This is a genomic window from Enterobacter sp. 120016, from assembly GCF_018383635.1.
GTDB lineage: Bacteria > Pseudomonadota > Gammaproteobacteria > Enterobacterales > Enterobacteriaceae > Enterobacter > Enterobacter asburiae_D.
This window is the reverse complement of record NZ_JAHAWC010000003.1, coordinates 293,574-309,644: the sequence shown is the minus strand read 5'-3', so window position 1 is coordinate 309,644 and position 16,071 is coordinate 293,574. Positions and strand designations below refer to the sequence as shown.

13 protein-coding genes are annotated in these 16,071 nt (G+C 57.8%); 4 read left to right on the top strand and 9 right to left on the bottom strand.

The features are described 5' to 3' along the window. The first annotated feature begins 41 nt into the window (after window positions 1-41). Complete coding sequence (gene iagB / locus KIF87_RS07780; protein ID WP_193940135.1) at window positions 42-482, top strand: type III secretion system invasion protein IagB; 441 nt, start codon at window positions 42-44, stop codon at window positions 480-482. Between the two features lie 133 nt (window positions 483-615). Beyond that, entirely contained in the window at window positions 616-2,436 is a 1,821-nt protein-coding gene (locus KIF87_RS07775; protein WP_213328395.1) for a chitinase, read from the top strand. Window positions 2,437-2,580: 144 nt separating this feature from the next. On the opposite strand, the gene KIF87_RS07770 is transcribed toward KIF87_RS07775, so the two are convergent. The 4 genes from KIF87_RS07770 to poxB form a co-directional block, all read right to left on the bottom strand. Further along, window positions 2,581-3,594: a 3-beta-hydroxysteroid dehydrogenase gene (locus KIF87_RS07770; RefSeq protein WP_213328394.1), complete on the bottom strand. Its 1,014-nt coding sequence runs from the start codon at window positions 3,592-3,594 to the stop codon at window positions 2,581-2,583. 91 nt (window positions 3,595-3,685) lie between these two features. Next, window positions 3,686-5,122, bottom strand: coding sequence for an SDR family oxidoreductase (locus KIF87_RS07765; RefSeq protein WP_213328393.1), 1,437 nt, complete (start codon window positions 5,120-5,122; stop codon window positions 3,686-3,688). A gap of 10 nt (window positions 5,123-5,132) precedes the next feature. Next, on the bottom strand, window positions 5,133-6,134 hold the full coding sequence (gene ltaE, locus KIF87_RS07760) for a low-specificity L-threonine aldolase (protein ID WP_213328392.1): 1,002 nt from the start codon (window positions 6,132-6,134) through the stop codon (window positions 5,133-5,135). A gap of 38 nt (window positions 6,135-6,172) precedes the next feature. Then, entirely contained in the window at window positions 6,173-7,891 is a 1,719-nt protein-coding gene (gene poxB / locus KIF87_RS07755; RefSeq protein ID WP_047346936.1) for a ubiquinone-dependent pyruvate dehydrogenase, read from the bottom strand. Window positions 7,892-8,042: 151 nt separating this feature from the next. Here poxB and KIF87_RS07750 point away from each other — a divergent pair, with 151 nt between their 5' ends. Continuing rightward, on the top strand, window positions 8,043-8,477 hold the full coding sequence (locus tag KIF87_RS07750) for a DoxX family protein (protein ID WP_063144446.1): 435 nt from the start codon (window positions 8,043-8,045) through the stop codon (window positions 8,475-8,477). Between the two features lie 90 nt (window positions 8,478-8,567). Here the strand turns inward: KIF87_RS07750 and hcr are convergent, their stop codons facing one another. The 4 genes from hcr to aqpZ form a co-directional block, all read right to left on the bottom strand. Continuing rightward, complete coding sequence (gene hcr, locus KIF87_RS07745; RefSeq protein ID WP_213328391.1) at window positions 8,568-9,536, bottom strand: NADH oxidoreductase; 969 nt, start codon at window positions 9,534-9,536, stop codon at window positions 8,568-8,570. Window positions 9,537-9,546: 10 nt separating this feature from the next. After that, on the bottom strand, window positions 9,547-11,199 hold the full coding sequence (gene hcp / locus KIF87_RS07740) for a hydroxylamine reductase (protein WP_213328390.1): 1,653 nt from the start codon (window positions 11,197-11,199) through the stop codon (window positions 9,547-9,549). Between the two features lie 144 nt (window positions 11,200-11,343). Next, a complete protein-coding gene (locus KIF87_RS07735) occupies window positions 11,344-12,243 on the bottom strand; it encodes a LysO family transporter (RefSeq protein WP_213328389.1) in 900 nt (299 codons plus the stop codon). A gap of 180 nt (window positions 12,244-12,423) precedes the next feature. Beyond that, the gene (gene aqpZ, locus KIF87_RS07730; protein ID WP_014883193.1) at window positions 12,424-13,119 is read right to left on the bottom strand and encodes an aquaporin Z; all 696 of its coding nucleotides are present in this window, start codon (window positions 13,117-13,119) and stop codon (window positions 12,424-12,426) included. A 290-nt stretch (window positions 13,120-13,409) separates the two neighbouring features. On the opposite strand from aqpZ, the gene KIF87_RS07725 reads away from it, so the two are divergent. Continuing rightward, the gene (locus KIF87_RS07725) at window positions 13,410-15,068 is read left to right on the top strand and encodes an ATP-dependent endonuclease (RefSeq protein ID WP_121425730.1); all 1,659 of its coding nucleotides are present in this window, start codon (window positions 13,410-13,412) and stop codon (window positions 15,066-15,068) included. Here the strand turns inward: KIF87_RS07725 and KIF87_RS07720 are convergent. Beyond that, a complete protein-coding gene (locus KIF87_RS07720; RefSeq protein WP_213328388.1) occupies window positions 15,065-16,021 on the bottom strand; it encodes a VirK/YbjX family protein in 957 nt (318 codons plus the stop codon). The two genes, KIF87_RS07725 and KIF87_RS07720, sit on opposite strands and share 4 nt — an antisense overlap. Between the last annotated feature and the right edge of the window lie 50 nt (window positions 16,022-16,071).

The window sequence follows — 16,071 nt, the reverse complement described above, 5'->3', positions numbered from 1 at the left end:
TGTGGGCAAGGAGAAATAACCGAAACTGTCAGCAGGTAAAAATGAAAAAATTAATGTTGTTGTTATTGATAATAAGCCAAAGCGCGCTGGCCAACTGTTGGGATAAAGCGGCGCATTATTATCATGTCGATCCCTATTTACTGTATGCCATTGCTAACGTTGAATCCGGGATGAACCCGTATGCGGTTGGGCAAAACCACGACGGCACGCGCGATGTCGGGCTGATGCAGATAAACAGCTCTCATTTTACGGAGCTGGAGAGCAGGGGGATTGATGAGTACCGGCTGATGACCGAGCCCTGTACCTCCATTATGGTCGGTGCGTCCATCCTGTCCGGAATGATTAAAGTCTATGGCTATAACTGGGAGGCAGTAGGCGCCTATAACGCCGGATTAAAAAAAGAGAATTATCCGCAGCGAATGGTGTATGCGCACAAGGTCTGGAAAAAATATCAGCAGTTGAAATTAGAGGCACGTTATTAAGGTTTTTTATTTTTGAAGAATTCCCCAAGGGTGTTCTTCGAAAAGTGAAAACCGCTGTCTGTGGTTTATTTATTAACGGATTAATACATAAGCCGGGATTTTAAATTTAACTTCAATTAACAGGAATACTGAAATGAACAAAAGGACGTTACTGAGTGTACTGGTTGCCGGCGCGTGCGTAGCCCCCTTTATGGCACAGGCTGCGTCGCTGCAAGCGACCACCAGTGAGCCGTACACCATGAAAGCCAGCGATCTGGCGAAGAAGGAAAAGGAGCTGACCAGCTTCCCGCTGATGGCCTCCGTAAAAGAGACCATCCAGACGCTGGACAATGCTCAGGTTGAAATGATTGAGCCAGGCCGTGCGGCGAACCCGGACAACGTGAAGCGCGTAGAAGGGATCGTGAAGGCCAGCGACTGGGAATACCTGTTCCCGATGCGCGCGCAGGCCTACACCTACAGCAACTTCCTGAAAGCGGTGGGTAAATTCCCGGCGCTTTGTAAGACCTACAACGACGGTCGCGACAGCGACGCCATCTGCCGTAAAGAGCTGGCAACCATGTTTGCCCACTTTGCCCAGGAAACCGGCGGCCACGAAAGCTGGCGTCCGGAAGCCGAATGGCGTCAGGCGCTGGTTCACGTGCGTGAAATGGGCTGGACCGAAGGTCAGAAGGGCGGCTATAACGGCGAATGTAACCCGGACGTCTGGCAGGGGCAGACCTGGCCGTGCGGTAAAGATAAAGACGGTGACTTCCTGAGCTACTTCGGTCGCGGTGCGAAGCAGTTGTCCTACAACTACAACTACGGTCCGTTCTCTGAAGCGATGTACGGCGACGTGCGTACTCTGCTCGACAAACCTGAGCTGGTGGCGGACACCTGGCTGAACCTGGCGAGCGCGATCTTCTTCTTCGCCTACCCGCAGCCGCCAAAACCAAGCATGCTGCAGGTTATCGACGGCACGTGGCAGCCAAACGATCATGATAAGGCCAACGGTCTGGTACCGGGTTTTGGCGTGACCACCCAGATCATCAACGGCGGCGTAGAGTGCGGCGGTCCGACTGAAATTGCCCAGTCGCAGAACCGTATCAAGTACTACAAAGAGTTTGCGAACTACCTGAAAGTGCCTGTTCCGGCGAATGAAGTGCTGGGCTGCGCCAACATGAAGCAGTTCGACGAAGGCGGAGCAGGCGCGCTGAAGATTTACTGGGAGCAGGACTGGGGATGGAGCGCGGATACGCCAAGCGGCGAAACCTACTCTTGCCAGCTGGTGGGCTACCAGACGCCGTTCAGCGCCTTTAAAGACGGTGACTATAGCAAGTGCGTGCAGAAGTTCTTCAAAGTTAACATCGTAAACGACGACGGCTCTGCCACCACCCCGGACGAAACGCCGGTAACGCCAGCGCCGACGCCATCGGAAGATCAGACTCCGGCACCAGCGCCAACACCGGATGAAACCCCGGCTGAGCCAGCGGCGGTGAACCACGCACCGGTTGCGCATATCGCGGGTCCAATCGGTGCGGTTGACGCCGGTGCGCAGGTTTCTCTGAGCGCGGAAGGGTCTACGGACGCAGATGGCAACAAGCTGACCTACACCTGGCGTTCACAGGATGGTCAGACCGTCACCGGTCAGGATAAAGCGGTTGTAACCTTCAAGGCGCCAGAAGCGGCGACGGCTCAGCAGATTGAAGTGAGTCTGACCGTTAGCGATGGTGAACTGAGCAGCACCACCTCTTACCTGCTGAACGTGAAGGCGAAAGCGGCTACGCCATCTCAAGACGACGCGTCTTACGCGGCGTGGAGCGCGAACAGCAAGTACAACGCAGGTGATATCGTGAATAACCACGGTAAACTGTTCCAGTGCAAACCGTTCCCGTACAGCGGCTGGTGTAACAGCGCCCCGGCATACTATGAACCGGGTGCAGGCCTGGCATGGGCTGACGCCTGGACGGCATTATAAACAGCAAACGGCAACCGAAAGGTTGCCGTTTTAGTGTTTGCACCCTCTCCCGGTGGGAGAGGGCCGGGGTGAGGGCATCAGGCCGTACACTCTGTCTTTTGCCGGGTGGCGCTGCGCTTACCCGGCCTACATGAGGCTGGACGCTTACCGGTGCAACTTCCCGTGATCCCGTAACCACGCCGCCGTGCGCACAATCCCTTCATCCAGCGTCACAACCGGTTTATACCCCAGCTCGTTCTCCGCCCGCGAAATATCCAGCGTGAAATCAAAGTTAAGCTTCGATACGCCGTAGTGCGTCAGCGCTGGCTCTTTGGCCGATTTACTGCCAAAACGCTCCATGCTGCGGGCAATCATATCCAGCATCGGGTAGGGCACGGAACGGATACGACAGTCGATCTGCAGCTCGTCGATCAGCCGCTGCACAATGCTGCGCAGCGTGCACGGTTCGCCGTTAGTGATGTTGTAGGCGCGACCGGAAATGAGCTTATCGCAGTCCGTCTGACTTGCCAGCCACATGGCGTGGACGGCGTTTTCGTAATAGGTCATATCCACCAGCGCATCACCGCCGCGCGGCAGCAGCACGCTGCCGTAGTGGTGCATCATCTGCGCCAGACGCGGAATAAAGACTTTGTCGTGCGGCCCGAACAGGCTCTGGGGGCGCAGCACGGTAAAGCGGGTATGCGGGTTCGACTGTGCCAGCAGGTCAATCACCTCTTCGCTGGCCGCCTTGCTGCGGGCAAATTCACAGGCAAAACGAGCCGGGCGGAAATCTTCCTGCACGTCACGATGGTGGTGATAGTCGAAATAGAGTGACGGTGACGAGATATGAATAAAGTTACGCACGCCCCAGGCGACGGCCCATTCGCCCAGACGGCGGGTTGCCCGCACGTTGGCGAGATCGAAGGCTTCCTGGGTACCCCACGGGGAGGTGAAACTGGAGCAGTGCCACAGCGTGTCGATACCGGCGAGCATCACTTTTGCCTGAGAGGAGACCAGCTCCGTCAGGTCAGCATGGACGAACTCTGCGCCCATTTTTTGCAGCAGCTTACCCATCGCTTCGTTGCGACCGGTAGCCCTGACGCTGATGCCTTTTTTGCGCAGAAATTCGACCGCATTTCGGCCTAAGCCGCTGGTCGCCCCGGTAACCAGTACCTTCATATCTATCCACTGTGTTGAAAAGAATTTCGTGCGCATTCTTTCGTGAATTACGACGCTATGCAATGGGAAAGGTGAAAGAAAAAGGGTTTTATTAACTAATTTTCATCTTTTGTTCTGCCCGTTGCGTAATGCGTTTCGCCATCCCCCGGAAGATAAACAGGTGGGCGGGGATCATCAGCAGCCAGTAGAAAAGACCCGGCATTCCGTGCGGATGCCACCAGGCGCGGACGTCCAGTTCACGATGATCGCCTTTGTCTTTGAGGGTAAAGCAGAGTCGCCCCAGCCCCGGCGCTTTCATGCCGAACAGCAGCGCCAGCTGTTTTTCCGGCTCGACGATGATCACCTTCCAGCTGTCGACCGCATCGCCCACCTCAAGATACGGGCGTGCCGGGCGGCCTTTTGCCAGCCTGTGCCCTACCAGTAGATCCATTGCCCCGCGCGTTTGCCAGAGGATATTGCCGAAGAAATAACCGTCTTTGCCGCCAATCTGGTTCACGACCTCCCACAGATCTGCGAGGCTGGCGGAAGTCCTCACCGTGCAGCCCGCCTGTTTTGGGTAATAGCCGTACTCCGGCCGCCAGCGGGCAAACGCCTGGGCGTCGTAGCCCCAGTCGCTGGAGTTCACCAGCTGCTCTTCCTCTTTCAGCGTATTGCGCACGGCATCATCAAAGCGGATCAGGTCCTGGGGAATGAGTGCCCGCAGCGCGCGATCGTCCGCCAGCAAATCGTGCTTCAGCCCCTGGATCAGCGCTTTGGCGGTCGTCGGCGGCACCGAGGTGATCACATTCAAAAACCACACCGAAATCCAGCGGGTTGGAAAGGGGATGGGGATCAGCCAGCGGCGGCGGCCGCTGACGCGCATGAAATGTTCGAACTGCTCCTGATAGCTCAGGACTTCAGGGCCCGCAGCTTCCAGCACGCGGTGTTGCTCGGCCGGATGATCCAGCAGCGCCACCAGATAATGCAGTAAATTCTCCAGCGCAATCGGCGTGGTGCGCGAACGAACCCAGCGCGGCGGCGTGAGTACCGGCAGGTTGTAGACCATATCGCGCATCACTTCGAAGGCGGCGGAGCCTGCGCCGACGATGATGCCGGCGCGCAGTTCGGTAACAGGGATAGCCGCGCCGCGCAGGGTGTCAGCCGTCAGCTGGCGGGCGCGCAGGTGATCGGACTGCTCGTGTTCGGGCGCCTGGAGCGAGCTTAAAAAAATCACCTGCTTCACCGGCGTTTGCAGCAGGGCATCGCGGACGTTCATCGCCACCTGTCGCTCGTGGGCGATAAAATCCCCGCCTTCGCCCATGCTGTGCACCAGGTAGTAAAGCGTGTCGACTCCTTCGAGCAGCGCGGGAAGCTCCTTCGGCCAGTTGAGGTCAACGCTGTGGCAGGTGACGCCGGGCAAACTGAGTTTTTGCAGCCGTTCGGTGTTGCGTGCCGCTGCCAGCACCCGGTGTCCCTGCTGGCTTAACGCCGCGGTAAGATGCTGACCGATATACCCGCTGGCGCCGAGCACCAGAATGCGTTGCGGCACGTGATGCTCCTTATCGCTGTAAAAACGCCTGCCAGTGTTTCACCACGTCCGCCAGCTGTTCGCGGCTCACGTCAAGATGCATGACCAGTCGGACGACAGGTGAGGCGTTGATCAGCACGCCACGTGATTTCATAAATTCACCCAGCGCGGCGGCGCGGTCATCGCCTACGCGAACAAACAGCATGTTGGTGTCGTGACGCATCACGTCGGCGCCAATCTCGCGCAGCTGCGTAGCCATCCACGCGGCGTTGTCGTGGTCGTCCTTCAGGCGCGCCACGTTGTTTTTCAGGGCAAACAGCCCGGCAGCCGCCAGAATACCCGCCTGACGCATGCCGCCGCCGGTCATTTTGCGCCAGCGGTTGGCGCGCTTGATGTAGTCTGCGTTACCGACCAGCAGAGAGCCCACCGGCGTGCCCAGCCCTTTAGAGAGGCAAATGGTGAACGAGTCGCAGTATTGCGCAATTTCTTTCAGCTCGCAGCCGTACTCCACCACGGCGTTGAAGATACGCGCGCCGTCCACGTGCAGGCCGAGCTCGCGCTCGCGGGTGAATTCCCACGCTGCTTTCAGGTACTCGCGCGGCAGCACTTTGCCGTTGTGGGTGTTTTCGAGGCTGAGCAGCCTGGTGCGGGCGAAGTGGATATCGTCGGCTTTGATTTTCGCCGCGACCTTATCGAGCGGCAGGGAGCCGTCCGGCGCGGCGTCAATCGGCTGCGGCTGAATGCTGCCGAGCACGGCGGCACCGCCTGCTTCATACAGATAGTTATGCGCGCCCTGGCCGACGATATACTCTTCCCCGCGCTCGCAGTGGCTGAGCAGCGCCACCAGGTTAGCCTGCGTACCGGTTGGCAGGAACAGGGCGGCCTCCTTGCCGCTCAGTTCAGCCGCGTAGCGCTGCAGTTCGTTGACCGTCGGGTCATCGCCGTAGACGTCGTCCCCGACCGGAGCGGCCATCATCTCTTCGAGCATGGCGCGGCTCGGGCGGGTTACGGTATCACTGCGTAAATCGATCATGGCATGTCCTTATTATTAAAAAGGCGATGCCAGATGTTTTACCTGAGCCAGTTGGTTTTTGCCAGTTCGATCACCTCATCGCCGCGCCCGCTGATGATGGCGCGCAGCATATACAGGCTAAAGCCTTTGGCCTGTTCCAGCTTGATCTGCGGCGGGATCGCCAGTTCCTCTTTGGCGACGACGACATCCACCAGCACCGGACCGTCGATGGAGAAGGCGCGCTGCAGGGCTTCATCCACCTCTGAGGCTTTCTCCACGCGAATGCCGGTGATGCCGCAGGCCTCGGCGATGCGCGCGAAGTTGGTGTCGTGCAGCTCGGTGCCGTCCGTCAGGTAGCCTCCGGCCTTCATCTCCATCGCCACGAAGCCCAGCACGCTGTTGTTAAAGACCACGATTTTCAGCGGGAGCTTCATCTGCACCACCGACAGGAAATCCCCCATCAGCATGCTGAACCCGCCGTCGCCGCACATCGCCACCACCTGACGCTCCGGGGCTGTCGCTTTTGCGCCCAGCGCCTGCGGCATGGCGTTGGCCATCGAGCCGTGGTTGAACGAGCCGAGCAGGCGGCGTTTGCCGTTCATCTTCAGATAGCGCGCGGCCCAGACGGTTGGCGTGCCCACGTCGCAGGTAAAGATGGCATCGTCGTCGGCGAAATGGCTGATCTGCTGCGCCAGATACTGCGGGTGAATGGCTTTGTCGCTCGGTTTGGCGAGGTCGTCCAGCCCCTTGCGGGCATCGCGATAGTCGCTCAACGCCTTATCAAGGAACTTGCGGTCCGTTTTTTCTTCCAGCAACGGCAGCAGGGCGGCAAGGGTAGATTTGATGTCGCCCACCAGCGCCATATCGACCTTGCTGTGCGCGCCGATGCTGGCCGGGTTGATATCAATCTGAATGATTTTGGCATCCGCCGGGTAGAACGGACGATACGGGAACTGGGTGCCGAGCAGGATCAGCGTGTCGGCGTTCATCATGGTGTGGAAGCCGGAAGAAAAACCGATCAGCCCGGTCATCCCCACGTCGTAAGGATTGTCGTACTCGACGTGCTCTTTGCCGCGCAGGGCGTGGACAATCGGCGATTTCAGCTTACCGGCAAATTCAAGCAGCTCCTTATGCGCGCCCGCGCAGCCGCTGCCGCACATCAGGGCGATATTGCTGGAGTACCGCAGCAGCTGCGCCAGCTTTTTCAGCTCTTCTTCCGCAGGCGTTACCACGGGCTGTGGGGCATGATACCAGTGGGTGCTAGCCCCTTCCGGCGCTGCCTTGAGGGCCACATCGCCCGGGATAACGACCACAGAAACGCCGCGGTTCAGCACGGCCTTGCGCATGGCGATCGCCAGCACCTGCGGGATCTGCTCCGGGGATGAAACCAGCTCGCAATAGTGGCTGCATTCACGGAACAGCTCCTGCGGATGCGTCTCCTGAAAATAGCCGCTGCCGATTTCGGAAGAGGGGATATGGGCGGCAATGGCCAGCACCGGCACGTGGTTACGGTGGCAGTCGAACAGCCCGTTGATCAGATGCAGGTTGCCGGGACCGCACGAGCCCGCACACACGGCCAGTTCCCCCGTGAGCTGTGCTTCCGCGCCTGCGGCGAAGGCGGCAACCTCTTCATGGCGGGTGGGCATCCATTCGATGGTCTTCATCTTGTTGAGGCTGTCGCTGAGTCCGTTCAGGGAATCGCCGGTTACGCCCCAGATACGTTTCACGCCAGCCTGTTCGAGCGTTTTCGCAATATATGCAGCCACGGTTTGTTTCATGGTTGTCCGTCTCCTTTTTGTGATATCGCTTACAAGCTTAGAAGAAAGTCTCCGTATTGCCCGTCATCTCCCCCTAATTAAAAGGTGCTTTTCACGCGCAATTATTCGGCATAATCTGGCAATACCTCGGTGAAAACAGGAATAACTTCAAATGGTTAAATCATTGTTAATTGCTGTAAATGAAAAGCTATCGTGCGACGATCTTGGCAAACTCTTGTTACGACTTGCCGTCGGCGGGCTGATGCTCTTTCACGGTTTGCACAAGCTTTTCGGCGGCGTGGGCTTTATCAGCGGCATGCTGGTGGAGAAAGGGTTGCCGGGGTTTATCGCCTACGGCGTGTTGGTTGGCGAAGTGGTGGCACCGATCCTGATTATTGTTGGGCTCTTTACGCGCCCGGCCGCGCTGGTGCTGGCGTTTACGATGATCGTGGCGTGGCTGATGGTGGGAGTGGGGGAAACGCTCGCCCTCGACAAGGTAGGCGCATGGGCGATTGAAAGCCTGGTGTACTTCTTTATCGGCTCGCTGGCTGTCGCGTTTTTAGGCGCAGGGCGGTTTGCGGTAGGGAAAGCGCCCGCATGGCGGTAGGGTTGTTGTAGGTCGGGTAAACGTAGTGCCACCCGACAAAAAGCCCGGTGGCGCTGACGCTTACCGGGCCTACGATCGAACGTTTAACGCTTATGCGAGGACGAGATCTCCCTGCGGATGACATGAGCACGCCAGCACGTAACCCTCGGCAATTTCCGCGTCGGACAGCGTCATGGTGCTGGTGACGGTATACTCCCCGGAAACGACCTTCGTCTTACAGCAGCCGCACACGCCCGCGCGGCAGGCAGCCACTACCGGCACCTTGTTGCTTTCCAGCGCCTCCAGCAGCGTGGTACCCACGCGACCAAAGAAGGTCTGCGCAGGCTGCAGCCTGGTGAACTTAACGCCGCTGGTTGCCGCTTCCGCCACCGGCGTGAAGAACTGCTCTTTGAAGAAGCGGGTCACGCCAAGCGCTTTCACCTCTTTCTCGACGATATCCATGTAAGGCGCCGGGCCGCAGGTCATCACGGTGCGGTTCGCCATATCCGGCACGCTTTGTAGCAGCTCGCGGCTCAGGCGACCGGGCACAAAGCCGTGGGTTGCGTTGTGCTCCGCCACCAGCGTCACCGGATAATCACGCCATTCCCCGGCAAAAATCACATCTTCCGGAGAGCGTACGCTGAAAATCACCTGCACGTCGGTCTGCGGGCGATTTTTCGCCAGCCAGCGGCGCATCGACATGATCGGCGTTACGCCACAGCCCGCCGCCAGCAGCAGGAATTTGTCGTCTGCCTTGTCGTCACAGGTGAATTCCCCCTGCGCGTCAGACAGCCAGATATAATCCCCGCGCTTCACGTCCCGCGTCAGCCACTGCGAGCCCGCGCCGTCGTCAATGCGGCGGACGGTGAGCGTAATGTACTCGCTCACCCCCGGCGTTGAGGAGATCGTGTAGGCGCGCAGGGTGTCCGCCGAGTTGCGAACGCTGACCAGCGCATACTGACCTGCACGATACGGATAGTAGTCATGGCACAGCAGCGACAGCGTCCACACATCCGGCGTCTCCTGATGGATGTGATGAACCTGCATCCGCCACGGACATTGTGAGGTTGGCATGGTCATGAATAACTCCTTACGCGCTCAGCAGCTGCTTCATATCATCTTCAACGTTGGTCACGGAACGCAGACCGAATTTCTCGTTCAGCACCGCCAGCAGGTCCGGCGTCAGGAAGCCAGGCGCGGTCGGGCCGGTCACGATGTTGGTCACGCCCAATGAGAGCAGGGTCAGCAGGATGACGATCGCTTTCTGCTCAAACCAGGACAGCACCAGAGACAGCGGCAGGTCGTTCACGCCGCAGCCCAGTTTCTCCGCCAGCGTGACCGCCAGAATGATGGCCGAGTAAGCATCGTTACACTGGCCCGCATCGATCAGGCGCGGCAGACCTTCGATGTCGCCGAAGTCCAGCTTGTTGAAACGGTATTTGCCGCACGCCAGGGTCAGGATCAGGCAGTCTTCCGGCACGCTGGTGGCGAAATCGGTGAAGTAGTTACGCTCGCCGCGCGCGCCGTCGCAGCCGCCGACGAGGAAGATGTGGCGCAGCTTTTCACGGCTGACGAGATCGATCAGCGAATCAGCGGCACCCAGCAGGGTTTCACGACCAAAGCCGACGGTAATGAGGTGCGGGATTTCGCTGTACGGGAAGCCCGCCATCTGCTGCGCCTGGGCGATAATCGGACCGAAATCGTCACCTTCAAGATGGCTCACGCCCGGCCAGCCGACGATGCTGCGGGTCCAGATGCGGTCGTCATACGCGCCCACGGTAGGGTCGATGATGCAGTTAGAGGTCATCACGATAGGGCCAGGGAAGCGGGCGAACTCCACCTGCTGGTTCTGCCAGCCGCTGCCGTAGTTGCCGATCAGATGCTTAAATTTACGCAGCTCCGGGTAGCCGTGCGCCGGGAGCATTTCGCCGTGGGTATAGACGTTAACGCCGGTACCTTCGGTTTGCTTCAGCAGGTTGTAGAGATCTTTCAGGTCGTGACCGGAAATCAGGATGCACTTGCCTTCGGTCGCTTTCACGTTGACCTGAGTCGGCGTCGGGTGGCCGTAGGTGCTGGTTTCACCGGCATCCAGAATGCTCATCACGCGGAAGTTCATCTGGCCGATTTCCATTGAGCACTCAAGCAGGGCATTCATATCGGCAGGCCAGGTGCCCAGCCACGCCATGATTTTGTGGTACTGGGCGTAAATCTCGTTGTCGTACTGACCGAGCACGTGCGCGTGCTCCATATAGGCCGCAGCGCCTTTCAGGCCGTACAGGCACAGCAGGCGCAGGCCGAGAATGTTCTCGCCAATCGCCGCTTTATCTTTATTCGGGGTGAATTCTGCCGCCTGACGCTGGAGGTCGCCCAGATCGTCGCTGACGAGCTGAAGTTCTGACATCGGGTTTTCCACGCGGGCGCTGGCGTCTGCCTTCAGGCACTGTGCTTTCAGCGCTTCACGCAGGGCAATCGCTTCGCGGGCATAGCCGACAATGCGCGGGGAATCGAAGTTAACGTTGGTCAGCGTGGAGAAAAACGCGCGCGGGGCGAAGCTGTCGACGTAGTGGTCGACAATGCCGTATTCGCGGGCTTTGAACGCCCATGCGGAAAGGCCTTGCAGGGCGGCAATCAGCAGGTCCTGCAGGTCAGATGTTTCTGCGGTTTTGCCGCACATACCCTGTGCGTAAGAGCAGCCATTGCCTGCCGGGGTTCGGATGGTTTGTTCACATTGCACACAAAACATAATCACACCTGTTAAAGTTATATTTGATATACATGTTTAAGGTTATGCCTGTGCCAGAACGGAGAAAAGGGCTTTCTGCTACAAAATAGAGGGAGATTGATTTAGCGCAATTTTGGCGGCAGGAAACCTACCGCCAAAGAAGTATCAGGCAGAGAAGAAGGCCATCATGACCGGAACCAGCAGGCTTAAAATAAAGCCGTGCACGATAGCCGCGGGCACCATCTCCAGCCCTCCGGAGCGTTGTAGTACCGGCAGGGTAAAGTCCATCGACGTCGCGCCGCACAGGCCCAGCGCGGTAGAACGACTGCGGCGAACCAGGCTTGGGATCAGCATGATGGCAATCAGCTCGCGTGCCAGATCGTTAAAGAAGGCGGCGCTGCCGATCACCGGGCCGAATGATTCGGTCAGCAGAATACCGGAGAGGGAGTACCAGCCAAAACCTGACGCCATCGCCAGGCCGGTTTTCAGCGGCAGATCGAGAATAAGGGCATTAATGACGCCCGCCACCATTGAACTGGCGACAACAATCACCGCAACCATCATTCCCCGACGGTTGAGGACAATTTGTTTCAGCGTCATGCCATTATTTCGCAGCTGAATACCAATCAGGAACAGCAGGAAGATCAGCGTATATTCGCTGGCCTCTGTTGCGTGCTGTAAAAATGCCCAACCGGTCAGCCCAAGAAGAAAACCGAGCACCACGACGCCGCATAATTTTAATGATTCAAGCGCCATTGCAATTCGTGAAGGGAGTTTTTCCTGATGGTGGTGATTTTTCCATGGAATAGTGCGTTCCAGCCACAGCAGCGCGGCAATATTGCACAGCAAAATAACCACCACGGTGATGACAGAATAATGGAGGATGGAGAGTAAATTCGCCGACAGGTTATCCAGGAAGGCCAGGCTGATCCCCATAAAGAAAAGAATGACGTAAACAATCCAGCTGAGAAAACGGTTGATAAGCCGTAATGCGGATTCCTGATGCAGCGGGATAAGGTAGCCCGCAATCAGGGGCAGCAGAATAATGAGGAGTCCTGAAAACATGAACAGCCGGTCCTTTTGAGTATCTGTTGAGCGCCAGAGACACTACCCAATAAAGGCTGTTCAGTAAAGCGGCAAAAGAAAGCCGGGTGGCGCTAACGCTTACCCGGCTTGTGTCTATGTGGGGTGTGCGGCCTGTTGCCCTCACCCCGGCCCTCTCCCACGGGGAGAGGGAGGGGAAGATTAATCGCGTTTTTCCAGCAGGGTGCGGTACAGCACGCCGCCCAGGATACCGCCGATAATTGGCATCACCCAGAACAGCCACAGCTGTTCAAGCGCCCAGCCGCCCTGGAAGATGGCGACGGCGGTGCTGCGTGCCGGGTTAACGGAGGTGTTGGTGACCGGAATCGAAATCAGGTGAATCAGCGTCAGCGCCAGACCAATGGCAATCGGGGCAAAACCGGCTGGCGCGTGTTTGTCCGTTGCGCCGTGGATCACCAGCAGGAAGCCCGCGGTCAGCACAATTTCAATCACGATGGCAGACAGCATGGAGTAGCCGCCCGGAGAATGCTCGCCGAAGCCGTTAGAGGCAAAGCCGCTTGCCGCCGCGTCGAACCCGGCTTTACCGCTGGCAATGACGTACAGAACGCCCGCTGCAATAATACCGCCAACTACCTGCGCCACAATGTAGCCAATCACGTCTTTAGCCGGGAAACGACCGCCCGCCCATAAACCTAATGTCACTGCCGGGTTAAAATGACCGCCGGAAATATGTCCCACGGCAAACGCCATGGTTAATACGGTTAAACCAAACGCCAGCGCGACGCCGACAAAACCAATGCCTAATTCCGGGAATGCTGCTGCCAGAACGGCGCTACCGCAGCCACCAAATACCAGCCAGAATGTACCAAAGCATTCTGCCGCTAATTTTCTAAACATAACCACCTCAAATAATTATCCGCACGCTTTCCCGCGCGCGGGATATATCGTCATAAAGGGATGACGACTCAAAGAGCCTCTATTCTAAAAAATAACAACACCCCTTCGCCACTTAAATAAATTCTGTTGGTTTGATTTTGGGCAATGCGATGTCAATCCTTGTTCAAATCAGCGGTAAATAGAGCATAGACCAATTCTCGCAAGGGTGAATGTTGTGCTGTCGTGACAGAACGCCTCCCGCTATACTGCTGATAACTTGAAGGAAAAAGTGATCATTTGTCGGGGGATTTATGCTTCTCGAACGTGTGGAAATTGTCGGGTTTCGCGGTATTAACCGTCTGTCGCTGCAGCTGGAGCAGAACAACGTCCTGATCGGCGAGAACGCCTGGGGTAAGTCCAGCCTGCTGGATGCATTGACGCTACTGCTTTCGCCCGAAGACGATCTGTATCACTTCGTCCGCGACGATTTCTGGTTCCCGCCCGGCGACGTGACGGGGCGCGAGAAGCACCTGCATATCATCCTGACGTTCCGCGAATCCGAGCCCGGACGGCATCGCGTGCGTCGCTTCCGCCCGCTGTCACCCTGCTGGGTGCCGTGCGATGACGGTTTCCACCGGATTTTCTATCGGCTGGAAGGGGAGATGGCGGAGAACGAGGGGGTACTCACCCTGCGTGATTTTCTCGATGAGAAAGCCAACCCGATCCCGCTGGACAATATCGACGATCTGGCCCGTCACCTGATCCGCCTGACGCCGGTGTTACGCCTGCGCGATGCGCGCTTTATGCGGCGTATTCGTAACGGGACCGTACCGAATATGCCGGAAGTGGAGGTCACCGCCCGCGAGCTGGATTTTCTGGCAAGAGAGCTGGTGTCGCGTCCGCAGAATCTGACTGATGGTCAAATCCGTCAGGGGTTGTCCGCAATGGTGCAACTCCTGGAACACTATTTTTCCGAGCAGGGAACCTCGGCGTCGCGCCATCGTCTGATGCGCCGCCGCTCTCATGATGAGCAGCGAAGCTGGCGATACCTCGACATCATTAACCGGATGATCGACCGGCCCGGCGGTCGTACCCATCGGGTGATTTTGCTGGGGCTGTTTTCAACGCTTCTGCAGGCCAAAGGCACCGTTCGTCTTGATCGGGACGCCCGGCCGCTGCTGCTGGTGGAAGACCCGGAAACGCGCCTGCATCCCATCATGCTCTCAGTTGCATGGCATCTGCTGAATCTGCTGCCGCTCCAGCGCATTACGACCACCAATTCCGGGGAGCTATTATCGCTGACGCCGGTAGAACACGTCTGTCGCCTGGTGCGTGAATCCTCCCGCGTCTCCGCTTTCCGCCTTGGGCCGGGCGGTTTGAACGCGGAAGACGGACGGCGCATCGCGTTTCATATTCGCTTTAACCGCGCGTCGTCGCTCTTTGCCCGCTGCTGGCTGCTGGTGGAGGGGGAGACGGAAACCTGGGTCATCAACGAGCTGGCGCGCCAGTGCGGCCACCATTTTGATGCGGAAGGCATTAAGGTGATTGAATTCGCCCAGTCGGGATTAAAGCCGCTGATAAAATTTGCCCGCCGGATGGGGATCGAGTGGCACGTGCTGGTAGACGGTGATGAGGCGGGTAAAAAATATGCCTCGACCGTGCGGAGCCTGCTGAATAACGAGCGAGAGGAAGAGCGCGACCATTTAACCATGCTCCCTGCGATGGACATGGAACACTTTATGTATCGTCAGGGGTTCGACGACGTCTTCCACCGCATTGCCATGGTGCCGGTCGATGTCCCGATGAACATGCGGCGCGTGATCGCCAAAGCCATTCATCGTTCGTCAAAACCGGATTTAGCCATTGAAGTGGCGACGGAAGCGGGGAGGCGGGGCGTGGAGGCGGTACCGACCCTGCTGCGGAAGATGTTCTCCCGCGTGCTGTGGCTGGCACGCGGGAAAGCGGATTAGCGTTGGGTCGCCTGTTTCACCTGCTGAATCAGGCTATCCAGCAGCTCGTAGCGGCGGCGATATTCGGAGCGTTTTTTGCTGGCGATCTCTTCCATCGGTTTACGCGGCATGACGAGCGGCAGCATAAAGTTACCGTTATCCTGCTTTTCACCGCCGATGGAGAGCCAGAAACTGTCGTAATCGGCCAACAGTTTGCCCTCTTTTTTCTTGCGGTAGCGCCAGCTGCGATAAATATGGGTATCGTTACTGACGGCGACAATCTGCTCTACCGGGAACGCGGCGCCAAGCGTCATTGCGGCCTCGACCAGCAGGCGTTTCGGGAACAGACCGTGGCAGGCTTTCGTCGCCCCCTGGATCAGCTCATGGGGAACATGCGCTTTTGCGCCCTGCAAACCGCCAATGAACAGCGTCTGTTTTCCCTCAAACGGGCATAGCGTAAAGGTCATCTCCGCCAGCGCCGTATTTTGACCGTCACAGAAAACGAGGGTAGCTTCTCCCTCTTTATCCATAAACGCGTCGGCACACAGGCGAACGGTAAATTGCTGTTCATCTTTTCCGGTTAAGGTCAGCAGAGTCACGCCCTGCTCTGAAAGGTAACCATGAGCCAGCGTCGCCGGCAGCTGACGACACATGATCTGATAGTGCCAGGACAGCGATTCCAGCGCACGCTGTCGATCCATATTGACCGTCAACCACGGACGATGAAGGCGGCAGGGCAGCCCCGGCTGAACCTGGAGCATTTGCATCAGGTGAGGATTTTTTGCAAGCTCGGACAGCAGACGCGCGGTGCTGAGCGGTGTCGCCAGTGAACGCAGCATGAACTTACGTCGGTAGGCGGTTTTTTCCCATGCCAGCCCGGGTGCGATCTCACCGAAAGCCAGGTTTTTGAAGAGCTGCCAGCCGGATTTTGGCTGCGGCAGGTTTGAAAGTGATGTATCGACGATAGAAGACATGGTAGATCCTGATCCTTTTGGAATATCGCTATTTCAACAGGAGAAATGTC

Bases quoted from the DNA above. Each gene is read 5' to 3' on its own strand.
- iagB (WP_193940135.1), top strand. From the start codon at position 42: ATGAAAAAATTAATGTTGTTGTTATTGATAATAAGCCAAAGCGCGCTG.
- KIF87_RS07775 (WP_213328395.1), top strand. From the start codon at position 616: ATGAACAAAAGGACGTTACTGAGTGTACTGGTTGCCGGCGCGTGCGTA.
- KIF87_RS07770 (WP_213328394.1), bottom strand. From the start codon at position 3,594: ATGAAGGTACTGGTTACCGGGGCGACCAGCGGCTTAGGCCGAAATGCG.
- ltaE (WP_213328392.1), bottom strand. From the start codon at position 6,134: ATGATCGATTTACGCAGTGATACCGTAACCCGCCCGAGCCGCGCCATG.
- poxB (WP_047346936.1), bottom strand. From the start codon at position 7,891: ATGAAACAAACCGTGGCTGCATATATTGCGAAAACGCTCGAACAGGCT.
- KIF87_RS07750 (WP_063144446.1), top strand. From the start codon at position 8,043: ATGGTTAAATCATTGTTAATTGCTGTAAATGAAAAGCTATCGTGCGAC.
- hcr (WP_213328391.1), bottom strand. From the start codon at position 9,536: ATGACCATGCCAACCTCACAATGTCCGTGGCGGATGCAGGTTCATCAC.
- hcp (WP_213328390.1), bottom strand. From the start codon at position 11,199: ATGTTTTGTGTGCAATGTGAACAAACCATCCGAACCCCGGCAGGCAAT.
- KIF87_RS07735 (WP_213328389.1), bottom strand. From the start codon at position 12,243: ATGTTTTCAGGACTCCTCATTATTCTGCTGCCCCTGATTGCGGGCTAC.
- aqpZ (WP_014883193.1), bottom strand. From the start codon at position 13,119: ATGTTTAGAAAATTAGCGGCAGAATGCTTTGGTACATTCTGGCTGGTA.
- KIF87_RS07725 (WP_121425730.1), top strand. From the start codon at position 13,410: ATGCTTCTCGAACGTGTGGAAATTGTCGGGTTTCGCGGTATTAACCGT.
- KIF87_RS07720 (WP_213328388.1), bottom strand. From the start codon at position 16,021: ATGTCTTCTATCGTCGATACATCACTTTCAAACCTGCCGCAGCCAAAA.